This window comes from Bacillus cereus, assembly GCF_002577405.1.
GTDB lineage: Bacteria > Bacillota > Bacilli > Bacillales > Bacillaceae_G > Bacillus_A > Bacillus_A cereus_AU.
The window spans coordinates 121,618-139,886 of the sequence record NZ_NULR01000016.1; the positions used below are offsets into that span (position 1 = coordinate 121,618).

The following is an 18,269-nucleotide window of genomic DNA, read 5'->3' on the forward strand; positions in this document are numbered from 1 at the left end:
CTCCTCCTTATTTCATCATCGGAATGTTAACGCCTTTTTCTTTCGCAGTTTCCACCGCTAAGTCATATCCTGCATCCACGTGACGAACAACACCCATTCCAGGGTCAGAAGTTAATACGCGCTCAATACGTTTTGCTGCCGCTTCTGTTCCGTCTGCAACGATAACCATTCCAGCGTGAAGTGAATAACCCATACCAACGCCACCACCGTGGTGAACAGATACCCAGCTCGCACCGTTTACACTATTAATTAATGCATTTAAAATTGGCCAGTCAGCTACTGCATCACTGCCGTCTTTCATCGCTTCTGTTTCACGGTTTGGAGAAGCTACTGATCCGCAATCTAAATGGTCACGACCAATAACGATCGGTGCTGATAATTCACCATTTGCAACCATTTCATTAATAATGCGACCAAATTTCGCGCGTTCACCGTAACCAAGCCAACAAATACGTGATGGAAGACCTTGGAATTCAACTTGCTGACGAGCCATACGAATCCAGTTACATAAATGCTCATTGTCAGCGAATTCACGTAAAATAACTTCGTCTGTTTTATAAATATCTTCTGGATCACCAGAAAGTGCTACCCAGCGGAACGGTCCTTTTCCTTCGCAGAATAATGGACGAATGAATGCTGGAACGAATCCTGGGAAATCGAAAGCATTTTTCAAGCCTTCATCGAAAGCAACTTGGCGAATGTTATTTCCATAATCAAATGTAATCGCACCTTTTTCTTGCATAGCAAGCATTGCTTCTACATGTTTTGTCATGCTTTCTTTTGATAATTGTACGTAACGTTCTGGATCTTCTTCACGAAGTTTTGCCGCTTCTTCTAATGTGTAACCTACTGGAATATAGCCGTTTAATGGATCGTGAGCAGATGTTTGATCCGTAACTAAATCTGGCGTAATATTGCGCTTCACTAGCTCTGGTAAAATTTCTGCTGCATTTCCTAATAAGCCAATAGAAATCGGTTCTTTCTTCTCTTTATACTCGTTCGCAACAGTTAACGCTTCTTCTAATGATTCTGTATACATATCACAGTATCTCTTTTCAATACGACGGTCGATGCTGCGCTTATCAACATCAATAGCAATGACAACACCGCCATTCATCGTTACAGCAAGAGGTTGTGCACCACCCATACCACCTAAACCAGCAGTAAGTGTTAATGTACCTTTTAATGAACCATCGAAATGTTGACGTGCCGCTTCACCAAATGTTTCATATGTTCCTTGTAAAATCCCTTGTGTTCCAATATAAATCCAGCTACCTGCTGTCATTTGTCCGTACATCATAAGACCTTTTTTCTCTAGTTCACGGAAGTGATCCCAGTTCGCCCACTTTGGTACTAAGTTTGAGTTCGCTAAAAGAACACGTGGTGCATCTTCATGTGATTTAAAAATGGCAACTGGTTTTCCTGATTGAACAAGTAACGTTTCATCACTTTCTAACGTTTTTAATGAATCTACAATCGCATTGTAGCTTTCCCAGTTACGAGCTGCGCGGCCAATTCCACCATATACAACTAACTCTTCTGGTTTTTCAGCAACTTCAGGGTCTAAATTATTCATTAACATACGAAGTGCAGCTTCTTGAACCCACCCTTTCGTTTGTAGCTCAGTACCTCTTGGCGCACGAATTGTTTGTTTTACTTTTTCCATTTCAATCTCTCCCTTTTCTCATTTTATAGTGCTGCGTTTACATCTAATCTTTCTTTTATCGAATAATTCGTTTTTAACCAATGCGTAATATTTTCAATATCCGTTGAGAAGATGCGATCATTTGTAATAGAAGGTACTTGCTGACGACCTTGATGGTAGAAACTCTTCGTCACTGTACTCATGTTTTCAATACCGCGATATTCTGCTGCTTGCATCGCACAAATCATTTCAATAGAAAGAACACGTCTTACATTTTGAATAATTTGATGTGCATGGCGTGAAGCAATTGTTCCCATACTTACGTGATCTTCTTGGTTAGCTGATGACGGGATTGAATCAACACTCGCCGGATGTGCTAACGTTTTATTTTCAGAAACTAGTGACGCCGCAGCGTATTGCATAATCATTGCACCAGACTGAAGTCCTGGTTCTGGACTTAAAAATGGTGGTAAGTCATTTAACTGCGGATTTACTAAGCGTTCAATACGGCGCTCTGAAATATTTGCAAGTTCTGCCATTCCAACTTTTAAGAAGTCCATCGCAAATGCAATCGGTTGACCGTGGAAATTACCACCTGAAATTACTTTTTCTCCGCCATCGAAAATAAGTGGGTTATCTGTCGCTGCATTCATTTCAATTTCTAATTTTTCTTTCACATAATTTAAAACTTGCCAAGAAGCACCATGTACTTGCGGAATACAACGAAGTGAATATGCATCCTGTACACGAAGTTCTCCTTGTTTTGTTGTTAACTTACTATCATGAAGGATGTCACGGATTCTACTCGCTACTTCCACTTGCTCTTTATAACCGCGTGCTTTATGAACATTTTCATCAAATGCATCAATAATGCCTTGTAATCCTTCAATTGTCATAGATGCAATTAATTCAGCTTGATAAGCCGTTGCTTCCGCTTCTATATAAGACAGTACGCCTTGCGCTGTCATCGCCTGCGTACCATTAATTAACGCAAGACCTTCTTTTGCTTCGAGTTCAATTGGCTCAAGACCTTCTTCTGTAAGAGCAACCATCGCATGAACTCGTTTTCCTTTATAGAACACTTCACCTTCACCTAATAAAACGAGAGCAAGATGAGATAAAGGTGCTAAATCACCACTCGCACCAAGTGAACCTTGTTGCGGAACGACTGGATGAATCTTACGGTTTACAAACTCAAGAAGCATATTTACAACGAGTGGTCTAACACCAGATACTCCTTTAAGCATCGTGTTCGCTCGTAAAATTAACATACCGCGTGATACTTCTTCTGGGAATGGATCGCCTATCCCACATGCATGTGACTGAATTAAATTGTGCTGAAGTGCCTTTACATCATCTTTATGGATAAGCACATCACTAAACTTTCCAAATCCAGTTGTAATACCGTAAACGACTTTTCCGTCTTCTACGATTTTCTCAACTACTTCACGGCATTCCGCTACCTTTTGCATACTATTTGGACAAGCTGTTACACCTTCTCCTTCAAGTAACAACCTCTTCATTTCTTCAACTGTCAATGTATGTCCTGTTAACGTAATCATTCTTTTTTCCTCCTTAAAAAGGCAAAAGGGGACCTTATCTTTTTAAGACAGACTTCTGTCCTAAAAAAGTAAGGCCCCCTTCTAACTAATAGACTATGGGCAAATCATATGTGATTAATTCCTAAACCAATCGCCTCATGCTCAGATCCTTTTACAGGTGCACCAATCGTTCCATATAATGCAACAGCAACCCATTCGCCTTCTTTTTTTCCGTCGTATGGTGTACCGCGCACAATCGCAAAACGAAGTCCTACTGTACGAAGAACGTCTGCTAACTGAATTTGACCTCTCGTCACTCCGTACAAAGCTTCCATAATTGCATGATAAAGTGCATGTGTTTCTCTGTAAACGTCTGTTTCAATAACTTGGTTGCTTTTAGCCGCTGTTTCCATTGCTGCTACAACTTTTTGCGAATTCATCGAACCCACTTTCCCCGTACAATATTTCCAACCTTTTGGAATAGATAATACAGGGCTTTCATTCTCATCCGCAAGTGCCAACAGCATGGCCATACGACCAATTCGATGTGTTCCTTGAAGAAGCATGTGACTCTCTCATTTCTTTTGAATTATTTGAATATTACTTAATTTAAGAATATATGAAAACGGTTAAATCGTCAATAGTTTAAAATCATATTCAAACATTTTTTTCATCTCCTCCATTTGTGTACACAAATGATTTACACAAATTTTTCAGGCGTGCTATAGTCTCACTAACAGATGTAAAGGGGCGAGATTTCAATGACGAAGCGAAAAGATATTCATTTTCGAATTGAAGAAACATTACTTGAAAGGTTTGAATCGGCACTCCATTACGAAGGTTTAAAGAAAACCGACGTATTAACACATGCGATTCAGCAATTTTGCACAAAAGTGGAATGCGAAAAAATGAATGATGTAAAACGCCAATACAACGTAAGTAACCATTTACAAACACGTATCGATACGCATAAACATTACGAAGAAAAACAAGTGAATTTAGATGAAGTCGTCATGGAACATTTACAACTTCAAGGAGACGAAAAAATATTAGAGGTTGGGTGCGCTAATGGAAATTTTCTTTCCCTATTACAAACTAACGGTCATACAGGACGACTAACCGGTTTTGATCAATCGAAAACGATGCTTTCTGAAGCAGCCATAAAGAATAGCATAATTGAATGGAGACTAGGTGATGCTGGTAAACTTCCTTTCGAAGCTAATTGCTATGACTGGATCGTCGCAAGACATATGTTATATCACATGAAAAATGTCAAAAAAGCAATTCAAGGATTCCATAAAGTACTTCGTCCTGGTGGCTCACTTTTAGCTACAACAAATTCTAACGTTACATTACCCCGTATAGTTGAAATGTGCAACCGCATGTTAGACGCATTTGATTTTCCGAAAACAACATCATCAGTCACTCCATTTTGTTTAGAAAACGGTAAAGAGATATTACAATCTGTTTTTCCAACTGTTGAAGAAACAATTATTCATAACGCTCTCATTTTTCATCAGGCTACTCCGATTTCAAACTATATTTCTAGCATGTTTCCGTCGCTAAATATACCTGATAATACATACCTTCACGCCGAAATGAAAGAATGGCTAAAAGCAGAAATAGAAAATGAATTATCACTTCACAACGGTATATGGCGTGATCCAAAAACATTAGCAATTTATCGATGTCAAAAAGAAAAAGCTAGCATTCGCTAGCTTTTATACATATTTAACCAACCCATAAAATATACCTCTAATTCGTCTACTGTTAATTTATTCGTGTCCACATAAGTTACCGGAAATTGTTTATACCAATCTTTTTCAGTTTCTACTAATTTAAATTGCTCCGCAAATGTACTTCTGTTTCTTGTTCTATCATTATTTTTTCTATCGTATACATTCTTTTTCGTAACATCTAAATAAAAAATCGCATCCGAACGGCATTCTCTTAATTTATATAATTCATCTTTCAATTCAGTTTCTATATCCCACTCTTCCCCTATAATCATTGGATAAAAAAGTGTATAAAACTCAATGTCTTCTGGTCCACGATCAAAAATTACAACTGAATCTTTCACATTTTGAAACTCCTTTATTTTTGCTTCCATAAACATTTTTTGATTTAGAATAAACCCTTCTTTTGACTTCATATCCAACTTTAATTGTTTTCGCTTTTCTACAATTGGATAAGGATTTTCATATATAACCGAATATCCTCTCTCTTCTAATCTTTTAGCCAATGTTGTTTTTCCGCTTGCCATCGGTCCTTGGAGTGAAATTATATATGTCATCCCTCTCATTCCCTTGCACTTTAGTACACTTATAATATACAGAATTTTGAAAACTATCAACATTATATATATCATCTTGTTTCTTATTCTTATGTAACTTATAATAAAAAATAGAGATCATGACGGACGCATCAATAATGTAAGCTTGGAGACCCAAGCTTACATTATTTTTTGCTTTCTCTTTTCTAATAAAAAGAGTATACTAGATTAGAACGTATGTTCTTAACGATTACATACAGTAAGGAGATATAACAATGGTATACGACACAAAAGCAATTTCTTGGAATGAATCTTTAAAACAACTTCAACGCCGCTATACAAACAAACAAGTTGACCGAAAAGAATTTGAGGATATTGAACTAATGGAATTCTTCCGCGATAACGACTACATTTCTTTACCTACACATATAAGCGGCTTATCAACAGCACGTTTTACTTCTTACTCTATTTTCACAACTGAAGATAAAGATCGTAAAGTTGGCACACTTATTATTGAGTACATTGAAGACGATAATAATAATTTATGTGTTGAACAACTATACTTCGTTTAAATGATAACGCTTGGTCAAAATAGCCAAGCGTTCTTGCTTTCTATGAATCTCACTGTTTATAATATGAATAAAAGAAAACCGTAATCATTAAGGGGGGGATATACTTGCTCGAAGGATGGTTTAGTTGGTTCATTGTATTGTGGACGGTTATTTTATTAGGACTTATGTCTATCGGTGGATATTTTATGTTCAGAAAATTTTTAAAACGGTTACCAAAAGAAGATGGTATGTCCATTTTAGATTGGGAAGAGCACTATATTAATAAAACACGACATTTATGGGATGACGAACAAAAACAATTATTAGAAGAGCTCGTAAGTCCCGTTCCTGAGCTATTTCGTGACGTTGCCAAATCAAAGATTGCTGGTAAAATTGGTGAACTTGCAATAAAGGAAAACGCTACAAAAATTACACAAGATTTAATTATAAAAGGATATATCGTTGCCACACCAAAGCGCGACCATAAATTTTTAGTTAAAAAACTGCAAGAAAAAGAGATTGATTATTCGAACTATAAATCTTTACTCGCAAAGTAACTTCACATTATTTTCGATAAAAAAGACAGCGCCTTTGACGCTGTCTTTTTTATTTGATGCATATACAGTTTTAAGTTAATTTCATATCTTTTTCATTATAAAAATCATCTTCTTTTTCCATTTCCTTCTGTAATTTCGTAAAGGAACGGTACATTGCAATTCTCCATGATACAATCATCGCGAACGCAAGCAAGAAGAACATACCGCTAAGTTGTCCTAAATCAAGAGATTGGCTTAAGTATGTTTTAAATACAATCCGTACTACAAGTAACCCAATTAATATAAAAACAAATGCTTTTGAACGCTTCAAATAAATCTCTTGTCCTCTAATTTCAAATTTAGATGTTTTAATAAGAAAAATAGAGAAAAACAAACCAACGCCAATTGCTTCTAATATTTCTGCTGGAGTTAATCGAAATTCTGGAAAAACATACATCAATGCTCCCGTGCTCATAAAAAATGGTGGGAGTATAATTTTTTTCAATGTCGCAGGTTTCTTAGCTGCTTTTAAACGAATAAACATCGCACCGACAGCCATACAAACGGCAACGATACTTGATAAAACAACTATGTTCATATTTTCTCATCCTTTTTTGTGGCTATATGCAAAATATACTTTCATTATATGCTTTTCCGTTAGTATTTCCAACATTTTCACAGAATAATACTAAAAGCCGGTAAAACCACCAAATAAACTTGAGAAATATACGATAATCTTTGTCATCCAGTTAAAATACAGGAAGATACCCATGACAATCATAACGTATCCTCCAATTTTCATGAACTTCATACTATTTCTTTTAATCCAAGACATTTTCGTAATAAAGAATGATAGTACGAAGAACGGGATAGCGAATCCAAGTATGTATGCAATCATATAAATCATTGCTGATTCTGGGTTCGTTGCTGCTAATCCAATTACGGACACTAAAATAGGTCCTGTACAAGGAGTCCATCCTGCTGCAAAGGCCAGTCCAATTAATACTGATCCAACATAACCACTCGGACGATTCTTAAATGTAAATTTACGGTCTTGCATTAAAAACTTCGGCTTAAATACACCTACAATAATAAGACCAAACACGATGATAAATATACCACCTAGCTGCCTAATTAAATCTTTATAATCTGTAAAAATGCCCCCGATAAAACTTGTACCAAATCCAATTGCAATAAATATAATTGAAAATCCAAGTAAGAAAAACGCTGTATGTATCATACTTCTTTTGCGAAGCATTGCATTTTCTTCTTTCAACTCTGAAACCGACATACCTGTTATGTACGATAAAAATGCCGGATAAAGCGGTAAGCAACATGGGGAAATAAATGATAAAAATCCTGCGCCAAACGCTAAAAAAATACTAATATCTTGCATTGTTCCACTCCTCTCCTTACATATTGTAGCAAAAACACATAAAAATACTATGAACAATTCGTGAAATCACTTTTCCAACGTGACAATAAGAAAAACTACCCTTTCACACTGTTTCAAATAAAACGTTTTCATTTCCTTCTATTATATAGAAAAACCTCAATTAGATTATGAAACTCCTCTAATTATTATTAACATAACAAAGGTAACGTAGTTTCTCAAATGATTAGCACGCTACAAGTACGTCTACATATATATTGATAAAAATTTTTTTTCAAATGCTATCTTTATACAATACAAAGCTGTTATTACAATACTTCTATTATTAATAATTTCAAGATTATGCATAAATATCATACTTTTATTATTATTCTATAAAATGTCGCACTTTTCTTTTATTTGACCCTTTATTTTTAATTTTGTATACTTCCCTCTAGATATATTTTCGTTACGGAACTATTTCATACAGATGGGAGGAATTTTTCATGCTTCGTTATTCTCTTTTAGTTTTATTAGGAGCGTGTAGTTATGGAATTTTAGCTATTTTCGTTAAGCTTGCGTATGCAGAAGGTTTTTCACTTGGAGAGGTAATTGGCAGCCAATATTTGTTCGGTTGGATTATTTTGCTTGCTATTACACTTCTATTTTCTAGACACCGCGTTCCTTTAAAACAAGCGTTAATTTTATTCGTAGCAGGAACATCTGCAAGCTTTACTGGAATGTTTTATTATGCTTCATTAAAAACAGTACCAGCATCTATTGCCATTATTCTTTTATTCCAATTCGTTTGGGTCGGAATTATCATTGAAGCTGTAGCAACAAAAACGTTACCTTCAAGAGAAAAAGTGATTTCGGTTATTTTCTTACTTATAGGTACGTTCTTATCAAGTGGTTTATTAGAAAAAACAGCAGGTGATTTCGATATGACTGGAATCATTTTAGGTTTATTATCTGCTGTTACGTTTGCAACATATATTTTCGTAAGTGGTAAAGTTGCTGTCGAGGTTCCTTCCTTACCACGTGGTGTCCTATTAATGGCTGGTGCTTTAACATTAGTCATGATCGTGTTCCCGCCAACCTTTATTTTTAACGGGGCTATTTCTCAAGGCCTTTGGAAATACGGATTAGGACTAGGGATATTTAGTATCGTTATCCCGTCTATCGCCTTTACAATCGGTATTCCAAAAATCGGTTCTGGCTTAGCGACTATTCTTGGTGCAGCGGAACTACCAGTTACAACAATCATGTCTGTATTCGTTTTAAAAGAAGCTGTACTATCTTCACAATGGGTCGGTGTATCACTTATTTTAGTTGGTATCGCAATCCCGCAAATTGCCTACGCAATGCGTGGACGTTATCAAAAACAGCATTCACATAAAAAATTGGCAGCATAAACGAGAGAGGATTTTCATTTGAGAATCCTCTCTTTTATTGTTGTATACTTATGGTAAATACTTTGCTTAAGAAAGAAGGCATACTACGTGGCATCTATTCCAAATCAATTTACAGAAAAACTTATTTCTATTCGTCGACATTTACATGAGTATCCAGAACTATCATATGAAGAGTTTGAAACAACAAAAGCGATAAAAAATTGGCTAGAAGAAGCAAATCTTACTATTATTAATTCCAATTTAGAAACAGGAGTTATCGCTGAAATTTCTGGTAATAAAAACGGTCCAGTTGTAGCAATCCGCGCTGATATTGATGCCCTTCCTATTCAGGAAGAAACAAATTTACCATACGCTTCAAAAACCCATGGTAAAATGCATGCTTGCGGGCATGATTTTCATACAGCTGCTATTATAGGTGCAGCCTTTTTATTAAAAGAAAGAGAATCTTCCCTAAACGGGACTGTTCGCTTTATATTTCAGCCAGCTGAAGAGAGCAGTAATGGTGCTTGCAAGGTTATTGATGCTGGACATTTACAAAATGTACAGGCTATTTTCGGCATGCATAATAAACCTGATTTTCCAGTAGGTACAATTGGTATTAAAGATGGTCCACTAATGGCCGGAGTCGATCGCTTTGAAATTGAAATTCACGGAGTTGGTACACACGCAGCTGTGCCAGATGCTGGGGTAGACCCTATTGTCGCATCCTCTCAAATTGTTATGGCATTGCAAACTATTGTAAGCCGAAATATAAGTTCATCTCATAATGCTGTTGTAAGTGTTACAAATATTCATTCAGGAAATACATGGAACGTTATTCCTGAAAAAGCAACATTAGAAGGAACAGTTCGCACTTTCCAAGCTGAAACACGTGAAAAGATACCAGCTTTAATGGAACGCATTATTAAGGGCGTTTCTGAGGCATTAGGTGTAAAAACAGAATTCCGTTTTTACCCAGGGCCTCCTGCCGTTCAAAATGATGCAAATCTTACTGGTTTATGCACTCAAATTGCGGAGGAAATGGCTCTAAACGTGATTACGCCTTCTCCTTCCATGGCTGGAGAAGATTTCTCCTTTTACCAACAACACATACCAGGATTTTTCGTCTTTATGGGAACAAGTGGTACACATGAATGGCACCATCCCTCTTTCACTATCGATGAACAAGCATTACCTATAAGTGCAGAATACTTCGCTTTGCTAGCTGAAAAAGCTCTTGAGCAATTAACATAAAATGAAAAAAGGCATGAGAAATCATGCCTTTTTCTTGAAACGAAACGAATTTTCATCTTTTAAACTTCGAACAAAACGACAGCATTGCATCATCGATAATAAGACAACAACCATCATAATTATAATAACAACTACTATTGCATATATTGTAATCGGTGCACTATTTATCCCTTGTATCCCTACTATTTTCATAAAGATAACCGTAAATAATTTCAAAAATAACATCCCATGAACTAAGCCGAAAACAAACGCCGCTCCATAAATGGATAATTGCTCCTGACATAATAAACATAGCATTTCATTTCTTTTCATATGCTTTACTTCATAAGATTTAAACTCTTCTCTCCTCACCCGCAAAAGAGAATGCGTCGTTTTATATGTAATAAACAGACATATAAAAATCAATAAAATAAATATAGTATAAAAACACATTTCAAATATACGTATATCCCCTACTTTATCCATTACTACTTCATTAAATTGTAGCGATATCATAAAAAATAAAATCATAGTACTCATAGCAATCCATATAAATTGTTTCAACCTTCTGGTAGCAAACTTTTGTATATTTTTTCTCGCTAACCGAAATAAAGACATAAATTCTTCCCCTACCTCACTTCATAACATACTCATTCCATACTACCAGTGTATAAAAATATGACATTACACACATCGCACTACAATCGGAATCTCCTCTAAGTCTTTAGTCCTAGAAAAATAAATGGAAATCAAAACATAATAATACTATAATTGTAAAAAAAAGGGGGGATTGTATGCGTTTTGCGTTATTATTTATCCTATCTTTTCTATTGCTTACTAGCTGTAGCCCACTAAAAAATGACGAAGGTGCTTCTGTAGAACCGTACAAGTTAACAAAAGATCAATCTTCTATTTTACAAATGACTCCTATTCAAGAAGGAAATAGCATGTTTTATAACGTTACGCTTATAAATGATAAAGATGAAATAAATGCTACAATTGATTATTATCAAAATGGCAAAAAAGAAAAAGAAATTGCTCACATAGCTACCTCATATTTTCAAAAAAAGAAAGTGAAGCTTTCTTTTATACCACCACATTTCCAATTTGATAAAGATGTACAAGAAAAGAAATATTGGTATGTTAATATTGAAGGTAGTTCAATGCTTGTTCCTGAAGAAGCATCGCCAAGCGTAAATAGCTCTTCATCCACTTCCATTCAATCTGTTATAAACTTAAAATATAATCACAAAACGACTTTAGCTGCTATAATCAAAACAAATAAAGAAACCGTAAGAGTTCCAATGCTTGATGAAAAAACAGCTATCGACCAACTATTACAAGAAAATGAACATGTTTATCTCTTTAGTATCGAGCTAAAAAAAGAACACTAAAGCGGAAATGCAATTTAAGTGCATTTCCGCTTTAGTGTTTAATCAGGTGAACTTTCATTTATGTTAATTATATACATTCACCATTACTATGCATCCTTCTCATCCTCCACTTCTATTCTTTTCTTCTCTCTTGCAATTTTCAAAAACTCTAAAAGCTCCGGGTTATTATTCATTTTTTTGTAAGCCACTGACATTTCTGCAACAAAATTAGAATCACATAGTTCTTTATATACAACTTCTGTTTTATACAATTTATTTGCTGATACAGGTATTACCGTAATTCCAATCCCGGCTGCTACAAGACCCATGACAGTTTGATACTCCGTTGCTTCTTGTACAATGTGCGGACTAAAACCTACATCGCGGCAAAGTGATAGAATTGTATCATATAACGCTGGCCATACTGGTCTCGTAATAAATACGAACGGTTCATCCCTTAAATCTTCAATATGTATTTCGTCCTTTTCAGCAAGCGGATGTGCCTTCGGTAAACATAACGTACACGAAAGTTTTTGAATTGGTTCTAACTCAAGTAATTGCGTTGGAATTGGTGGACGTAAAAATCCAATATCAATTCGATTATCATGAAGTGCATGCACCTGATCCGGTGTTGACAATTCATGCAATGCTACAGACACTCTCGGAAATTTCTTTCTATACTCCCTGACGATTGACGGTAAAATATCATATATCGCTGCACCTACAAAACCAATTGAAAGTGATCCAACTTCTCCCCTTTGCGCACTTTGTGCGACTTCTACTGCTTTTTCAATTTGTTCAAACGCTTTTTTTACTTCTTTTAAAAACATTTCCCCTGCTTCTGTTAATTCAACCTTTCTCTTCGTTCTTGAAAATAACATAACTCCCATTTCTTTTTCTAATTGCTGAATTTGTTGACTAAGCGGTGGTTGTGTCATTTGTAAACGAGCAGCTGCTCGTCCAAAGTGTAACTCCTCTGCTACAACAACAAAATATTGCAAATGCCGTAATTCCATTTTGGACACCCTTTTCCTCTTCAATTAATACATCTAATATATTAATAACATACAATTTATATATTAGACAAACATTTTAAATAAACGTATAGTAGAAATTGTTAATTCTTTTTTACAATTTTCATGTAAAAAAAGAAAGAGGTGATTACTGTATGAAATGGTGGAAATTAAGTGGACAAATTTTATTATTATTTTGTTTCGCTTGGACAGGTGAATGGATCACAAAACAGGCACACCTCCCAGTTCCAGGAAGTATAATCGGTATTTTTTTATTATTAATATCATTAAAATTTAACATAGTAAAAAAAGAATGGATACAAGACGGTGCAGACTTTTTATTAAAAGAACTTATTTTATTTTTTATCCCTTCTGCAGTCGCTGTCATTCGCTACAAAGATACATTATCACAATATGGAATCGATCTCATTTTAATTATCGTGATTAGTACTCTTTGCGTTACTCTCGTAACAGGACTATTAACAGAATTGCTAATAAAGCGGAAAGGATCAGTGCAATGATTGGCTTTCTTTGTTTACTATTAACACTATTCACATATTGGATATCGAAGAAAATGTATCAACGCTGGAATTGGAGCTTACTTTCTCCTCTTCTTGTATGCCCCATCATTTTAATTGCTTTATTACTCGGATTAGACACACCTTATGAAACATATGAAACAGGTGGTCAATGGCTAACAGAATTATTAAAACCTGCAACAGTTGCTTTCGCATGGCCAATCTATAAGTATTTTGATTTATTAAAGAAACACGGAACTGCTATTTTAATTAATGTCATTGTCGGTTCTTTTCTATCAGTTATTACTTCAGCACTACTAGCTAATTTTTTTCAAATCGATTCATCAATAGAACAAAGTCTAGCACCGCACATTGTAACGACACCTATCGCAATGGCTATTTCAGAAATGATTGGCGGCATGTCACAATTAACAGCAGTTTTCGTCGTACTAACTGCCTTAACTGGAGCATTACTCGGCCCTACCTTCATACGCATATGCCGCATTAAAACAGCACTCGCAAAAGGTATAATGCTAGGTACTAGCGCGAACGGAACCGGAACATCAAAAGCATTTGAAATCGGTCCTGTAGAAGGAACAATTGCAAGTTTATCAATGCTTTTAACAGCTGGAGCTAGTTTGGTTATCGTTCCGCTTTTCTTATCTTGGATACAATAAGGAAGCAAGTACTTAAATACTTGCTTCCTTATTTATATATTGGCATATTATTTCATAATCCTCTGGAAAAGCCAAAGATAATTCTTTAACTTCATGTATCCCTTTCCAATCAATTTCATGTATTAACTCATCAGGATCTTGAATTTTCATATAACCACCTATTTGTTTAACAAAATAATAGTGGACATACACGGGAACTCCGTATGTAATACCTTCTTTTTCGTATATTTTATTTACAACTTCCACATTGTAACCTGTTTCCTCCCAAACTTCCCGTATACAACATTCTTCTAACGTTTCTCCCTTTTCAAGCCCTCCACTTGGGACAGACCACCTTTTGTCTTCACCTACTTTTCCTTGCAAAACCATTAAAATTTCATTTCTTTCATTTACACATATAGCTGCCGTACCTATCCATCTCTCCATATACATCCCTCCCCTAGTAAAATTCGCCTTCTTTTTTATTTTCTCCTTGAAAAAAAGAGGAAAGAAGTAAAATAATGACGAAAGATTACATCAACTTCATGAGCAGTCCCTTCTTAGAAATTCAAACCGAAAGGGTGGAATTATGATTTCTAAATATGTTGTGGAATGTGTCTTTTGTGAAGAAAATCGAAAACCTCGGCAGGCCATCGTCACAGTGCCCGCCACTTCTCAACTACTAGCAATCCAAAAGGTACGGGATGAATGTAAACGGCGCTTCGGAAAAACTCTATTATTGCAAACAGAAATTAAAGAAGAAATAGTTTTTGAACCAAAAGAAAGCTGACCATTATTGGTCAGCTTTCTTATCCGATCATATTTTCACATGAAGATTAGGGGCATCCTCTTTAAGAATCGGGATTTTTCCATTATGTACGCTCCATAATGGGCATCGAACAATATATTTCTATACAATTTATTATTGAATAGAATAGGGCAAAACTTGTTCGCATTTTTAGAAAAGGGATAGGGATATAATTCAAGTAGTACTTCGAATACTCGAACTTTACACTCATAATATTAAAACAAATCTTTTTATATTGGAAATATGAATTACTTACATAATTCATTCGTAAAATATATTAGTTTGCTATATTATTTTTATTCCATCAGTAACATACATCCAGCTAAAACCGGTGTCATAATCATTGAAAACCTCAAAAGCATGCGTGGTGCATAATTTGTAAACTTCGCACCAATATATGCCCCTAACATCGTCCCAAGTAATACTTGCAATAACAATATATAATCTAAATACCCTTCCGAACTATATCCAAGCCCACCTCCAACTGCAATCGGTAATATAACAAGCATTGTTGTCCCTACAGATTGCTGAATCGTTAGTCCTAAAAGAACCATTAGTCCAAGTTGTATAAACGGGGCTGAACCAATTCCGAATGAGCCAGCCAAAATTCCAGTAACTAACCCTAAACATACACATTTCATCAAGCTGTTTATTGAAAGTTCTTTTTGTCCACCTAAAAACAGCTGCTTCCTATTTCGAAACATAATCAATTTAATAAACATAAAAATTGCCGATAAAAATAACATCCCAGCTGTAAACCAATGAAGAAGATGCGCTGGTATAAGTGAACCAAACTTAGAACCGATATAAGAACCCAATGCTCCAAATCCGCCAACAATCCCGCCTATAGTAAGTACAACATTTCCTTCACGATAATGACTTATAACCCCAGATAACGTTGTAAATGCCATAGCCGTTAAAGATGTTGCAAGCGCAACATGAATAGGAATATGGAATACTACAGTGAGTATCGCGATAATAAAACCAGCTCCCCCTGCTCCAACAAATCCTAATAAAACTCCCATTAATAACATAGTTATAATAATTGCCACATATTCCCCCTCCAATATTCCAATTATCTATCATATGCGTACTTCTATACAAACAAAAAGCACCCTAAATGGATGCTCTTTCGACTTTTCTATATTGATAATATGTACTTACTCTTGATTAATCAAAATAACAGCGGGACCAGAAACAACTACTCCGGCCACTTCTATCTTTTCAAATTCCATCACTGTAATAGATATAACCCCTTCTCTTTCCATCAATTCCTTACTCAGGACTTCAGTCGGTATTGATTTCACCGTCCTACCTCCTTTTCATTTTATACGAAATTACAAAAACTACCCAATGCCTCTAAATATATGCATCACCTCCACTTTCATTCCTTATTCCAGTCAAAATTCACATCCCCTTTCTATAACATATTGAAAAATAAAAAAGCACTCGCCAAAGCGAATGCCTTTCCATTATTTACTCTCTATTACTTGTAACATTCTATTAATAAATGCTGCCGATTCCCCACGTGTTGCAGAACCTTTTGGCATAAACTCATTATTCTCATTCCCTTTTACGATACCTAACCCATAAACACGTTGAACAGCCTGTTTATCATACGCTAAATTTTGATCCGTAAATGGTAATGGAACTAAATTACCTTTTATATTTTTGTATTGCAATGCACGATCAATCATAATGACAGCTTCATCACGTTTAATCGTATCATTCGGAGCAAACATATCATTTCCTCGTCCACTTATAATCCCAGCACTAGCTGCACGATTAATACCATCTACTAACGATGGATGGGCTGTGCTTAAATCTTTGAAATTCGATTTCCCCTCTGGTAATTGCAATGATCTTGAAACTAAATTCGCAAATTCGCCGCGTGTTACAAGACGTTCCGGCCAGTAAGAACCATTTCCATCTCCAACCATAATACCTCTTTTATCTAATTCACGAATATCTGCTTCATACCAACCGCCAGTTATATCATCTTTATGATTCGTATCATAATAAACTTTGGTTCCCTGTAAAAATGGCTCCCACGCATTATTCTTTATCATAATGGCCGGACAATTCTTTCCGCTCCAAAACTGATGTTTTTTCACATTTTCTAAAGGAATATTTAATTCCCCCATTAAATAGGCTGCTAGTTTGCGAGCATTTTCCACAGCTTTATTATAATCACCATCTTGGTTGACAGCAATTTCAATTGCAATTGATTCTCTATTACCAGTTCCTTCTGCTCCATCTCCAGCATGCCAACCATTTTCATTTAATGGTAGATGTTGATAGATTTCTTTATCATCTACCGTAAAATGCCAAGACGCTGAACGATCTTCCGTTCCCGTTGCTTGATTATATAAATATAGTGCATGGTTTCTAGCATTTGCCCCAACACTATAATTATCCGTCTCATGAATTGTAATATATTTCGGCTTCATCGCATAGCCTGGACGAATATTTTCATTTCCTTTCGGTACAATCATTTCTTTTAAAGTTACACCATAAATATCCGTTGTTTTCTCTTCTATTGGTGCAGCATACATAACGGCTGCACGTTTTGTACGTGTTGGTGTTGTGTCTTGAATAAGCGAAGCCTTCGTCCCTTCAAATTTTGCTGAAGGTGCATAAATCCATTTCACCTCATTATCTACTTGGACTTGGAACCACTCTTCAACTTGTCCAATTGCAATAATTGTTTGCGGTTGTAACACTTTCTCTTCTTTATATGAATTAAATGGTGCGGAATATGTAGCGGTCTCTTCATTAATTACTAACTTTTCGTTTGACAAGTGATAAACTTCCTTAACCTCTACATTTCCTTCACTACTTTGTATCCAACCAGCTCCAGATTCTGTTTGTACATAGTAAGCGTTTCCTTTTCGTTTTTCGGCTTTTACTACTTGATTAGAAAGCTGAACACCTGTCGCTTTTTGTAAATCAGCAGAATCAAATAAAGATGCTGAACTTATTATATGTACAAGAAAATCTCCTTGCGCTTCATTTGTTATTCCTTTGCTCTCTCCACGTCCATCTTCATCTTTCATATGGTTTTCAATACTTTTTAATGCTTGCTCGTCAGTTGAAATTGTTACGGTCTTTTCTACTGTGTCCGCATAGGAAAAACTTGGAATCGTTACCACACTAAATACAATTGATGCAGCTAAAACATTATAAAATCCTTTTTTTATCATAATACTTAACACGTCACATAATTAAATTCGTGTTAATTTCCCCTCCCCAACCAAAATATAGGTTATCTAGCAAACTATTAAACTAAGTAACCATTTACAATATAACAGACTCATTCCCATTCGTATAGATAGGAATAACTACTATTTGCCTACA

Annotated in this window: 21 protein-coding genes and 1 pseudogene; 9 read left to right on the forward strand and 13 right to left on the reverse strand. The window is 35.6% G+C overall.

Annotated features, from left to right (window positions below):
- Positions 1 to 7: 7 nt before the first annotated feature.
- The 3 genes from hutU to hutP form a co-directional block, all read right to left on the reverse strand.
- Positions 8 to 1,666, reverse strand: coding sequence for a urocanate hydratase (gene hutU, locus COC96_RS20545; protein WP_059303522.1), 1,659 nt, complete (start codon positions 1,664 to 1,666; stop codon positions 8 to 10).
- A gap of 23 nt (positions 1,667 to 1,689) precedes the next feature.
- Entirely contained in the window at positions 1,690 to 3,207 is a 1,518-nt protein-coding gene (hutH, locus tag COC96_RS20550; protein ID WP_098267009.1) for a histidine ammonia-lyase, read from the reverse strand.
- A gap of 104 nt (positions 3,208 to 3,311) precedes the next feature.
- Positions 3,312 to 3,752: a hut operon transcriptional regulator HutP gene (gene hutP / locus COC96_RS20555; protein ID WP_000926516.1), complete on the reverse strand. Its 441-nt coding sequence runs from the start codon at positions 3,750 to 3,752 to the stop codon at positions 3,312 to 3,314.
- A gap of 195 nt (positions 3,753 to 3,947) precedes the next feature.
- Here hutP and COC96_RS20560 point away from each other — a divergent pair, with 195 nt between their 5' ends.
- Positions 3,948 to 4,904: a class I SAM-dependent methyltransferase gene (locus tag COC96_RS20560; protein WP_098769273.1), complete on the forward strand. Its 957-nt coding sequence runs from the start codon at positions 3,948 to 3,950 to the stop codon at positions 4,902 to 4,904.
- Here the strand turns inward: COC96_RS20560 and COC96_RS20565 are convergent.
- Positions 4,901 to 5,479 (reverse strand): AAA family ATPase, encoded by a 579-nt coding sequence (locus tag COC96_RS20565; protein WP_098267007.1) that lies wholly within the window; start codon positions 5,477 to 5,479, stop codon positions 4,901 to 4,903. The genes COC96_RS20560 and COC96_RS20565 overlap by 4 nt on opposite strands.
- Before the next feature lie 254 nt (positions 5,480 to 5,733).
- Here COC96_RS20565 and COC96_RS20575 point away from each other — a divergent pair, with 254 nt between their 5' ends.
- Both COC96_RS20575 and COC96_RS20580 read left to right on the forward strand, forming a co-directional pair.
- Positions 5,734 to 6,030, forward strand: a complete 297-nt coding sequence (locus COC96_RS20575) for a hypothetical protein (RefSeq protein WP_070806699.1) — start codon at positions 5,734 to 5,736, stop codon at positions 6,028 to 6,030.
- A 104-nt stretch (positions 6,031 to 6,134) separates the two neighbouring features.
- Positions 6,135 to 6,566, forward strand: a complete 432-nt coding sequence (locus COC96_RS20580) for a DUF2621 domain-containing protein (protein WP_098267006.1) — start codon at positions 6,135 to 6,137, stop codon at positions 6,564 to 6,566.
- A gap of 70 nt (positions 6,567 to 6,636) precedes the next feature.
- Here COC96_RS20580 and COC96_RS20585 read toward each other — a convergent pair whose 3' ends face one another.
- The 3 genes and pseudogenes from COC96_RS20585 to COC96_RS28555 all read right to left on the reverse strand — a co-directional run bounded on the left by COC96_RS20585 (position 6,637) and on the right by COC96_RS28555 (position 8,101).
- Positions 6,637 to 7,143, reverse strand: coding sequence for a CcdC family protein (locus COC96_RS20585; RefSeq protein ID WP_098267005.1), 507 nt, complete (start codon positions 7,141 to 7,143; stop codon positions 6,637 to 6,639).
- 90 nt (positions 7,144 to 7,233) lie between these two features.
- Positions 7,234 to 7,941, reverse strand: coding sequence for a cytochrome c-type biogenesis protein CcdA (gene ccdA / locus COC96_RS20590; protein ID WP_097902809.1), 708 nt, complete (start codon positions 7,939 to 7,941; stop codon positions 7,234 to 7,236).
- Between the two features lie 16 nt (positions 7,942 to 7,957).
- Positions 7,958 to 8,101, reverse strand: a pseudogene (locus COC96_RS28555) (peptidase T).
- A gap of 322 nt (positions 8,102 to 8,423) precedes the next feature.
- On the opposite strand from COC96_RS28555, the gene COC96_RS20600 reads away from it, so the two are divergent.
- Both COC96_RS20600 and COC96_RS20605 read left to right on the forward strand, forming a co-directional pair.
- On the forward strand, positions 8,424 to 9,332 hold the full coding sequence (locus COC96_RS20600; protein ID WP_098769274.1) for an EamA family transporter: 909 nt from the start codon (positions 8,424 to 8,426) through the stop codon (positions 9,330 to 9,332).
- An 87-nt stretch (positions 9,333 to 9,419) separates the two neighbouring features.
- Complete coding sequence (locus COC96_RS20605) at positions 9,420 to 10,565, forward strand: M20 peptidase aminoacylase family protein (protein ID WP_098769275.1); 1,146 nt, start codon at positions 9,420 to 9,422, stop codon at positions 10,563 to 10,565.
- A gap of 21 nt (positions 10,566 to 10,586) precedes the next feature.
- Here COC96_RS20605 and COC96_RS20610 read toward each other — a convergent pair whose 3' ends face one another.
- Positions 10,587 to 11,162 carry an FtsX-like permease family protein gene (locus COC96_RS20610; protein ID WP_098769276.1) on the reverse strand — a complete coding sequence of 192 codons (576 nt, stop codon included), beginning with the start codon at positions 11,160 to 11,162 and terminating at the stop codon, positions 10,587 to 10,589.
- 176 nt (positions 11,163 to 11,338) lie between these two features.
- Between COC96_RS20610 and COC96_RS20615 the strand changes: the two genes are divergently transcribed.
- Positions 11,339 to 11,938 carry a histidine kinase gene (locus COC96_RS20615; RefSeq protein WP_098267002.1) on the forward strand — a complete coding sequence of 200 codons (600 nt, stop codon included), beginning with the start codon at positions 11,339 to 11,341 and terminating at the stop codon, positions 11,936 to 11,938.
- 86 nt (positions 11,939 to 12,024) lie between these two features.
- Here COC96_RS20615 and alsR read toward each other — a convergent pair whose 3' ends face one another.
- Positions 12,025 to 12,933, reverse strand: coding sequence for an acetoin biosynthesis transcriptional regulator AlsR (gene alsR / locus COC96_RS20620; RefSeq protein ID WP_097902813.1), 909 nt, complete (start codon positions 12,931 to 12,933; stop codon positions 12,025 to 12,027).
- Between the two features lie 152 nt (positions 12,934 to 13,085).
- Between alsR and COC96_RS20625 the strand changes: the two genes are divergently transcribed.
- Complete coding sequence (locus tag COC96_RS20625) at positions 13,086 to 13,451, forward strand: CidA/LrgA family holin-like protein (RefSeq protein WP_098769277.1); 366 nt, start codon at positions 13,086 to 13,088, stop codon at positions 13,449 to 13,451.
- Complete coding sequence (locus tag COC96_RS20630) at positions 13,448 to 14,125, forward strand: LrgB family protein (protein ID WP_098769278.1); 678 nt, start codon at positions 13,448 to 13,450, stop codon at positions 14,123 to 14,125. Before COC96_RS20625 ends, COC96_RS20630 begins: the two co-directional genes overlap by 4 nt.
- Positions 14,126 to 14,137: 12 nt before the next feature.
- On the opposite strand, the gene COC96_RS20635 is transcribed toward COC96_RS20630, so the two are convergent.
- Entirely contained in the window at positions 14,138 to 14,551 is a 414-nt protein-coding gene (locus COC96_RS20635) for an NUDIX hydrolase (protein WP_098266999.1), read from the reverse strand.
- Between the two features lie 142 nt (positions 14,552 to 14,693).
- Here COC96_RS20635 and COC96_RS20640 point away from each other — a divergent pair, with 142 nt between their 5' ends.
- A complete protein-coding gene (locus COC96_RS20640; protein WP_097902817.1) occupies positions 14,694 to 14,894 on the forward strand; it encodes a DUF3903 domain-containing protein in 201 nt (66 codons plus the stop codon).
- A 314-nt stretch (positions 14,895 to 15,208) separates the two neighbouring features.
- On the opposite strand, the gene COC96_RS20645 is transcribed toward COC96_RS20640, so the two are convergent.
- The 3 genes from COC96_RS20645 to COC96_RS20655 form a co-directional block, all read right to left on the reverse strand.
- Positions 15,209 to 15,964 (reverse strand): sulfite exporter TauE/SafE family protein, encoded by a 756-nt coding sequence (locus COC96_RS20645; protein ID WP_098769279.1) that lies wholly within the window; start codon positions 15,962 to 15,964, stop codon positions 15,209 to 15,211.
- Between the two features lie 108 nt (positions 15,965 to 16,072).
- Positions 16,073 to 16,219: a BC1881 family protein gene (locus tag COC96_RS20650; RefSeq protein ID WP_000836278.1), complete on the reverse strand. Its 147-nt coding sequence runs from the start codon at positions 16,217 to 16,219 to the stop codon at positions 16,073 to 16,075.
- A gap of 165 nt (positions 16,220 to 16,384) precedes the next feature.
- Positions 16,385 to 18,112, reverse strand: coding sequence for an S-layer homology domain-containing protein (locus COC96_RS20655; RefSeq protein ID WP_098769296.1), 1,728 nt, complete (start codon positions 18,110 to 18,112; stop codon positions 16,385 to 16,387).
- Positions 18,113 to 18,269: the final 157 nt, after the last annotated feature.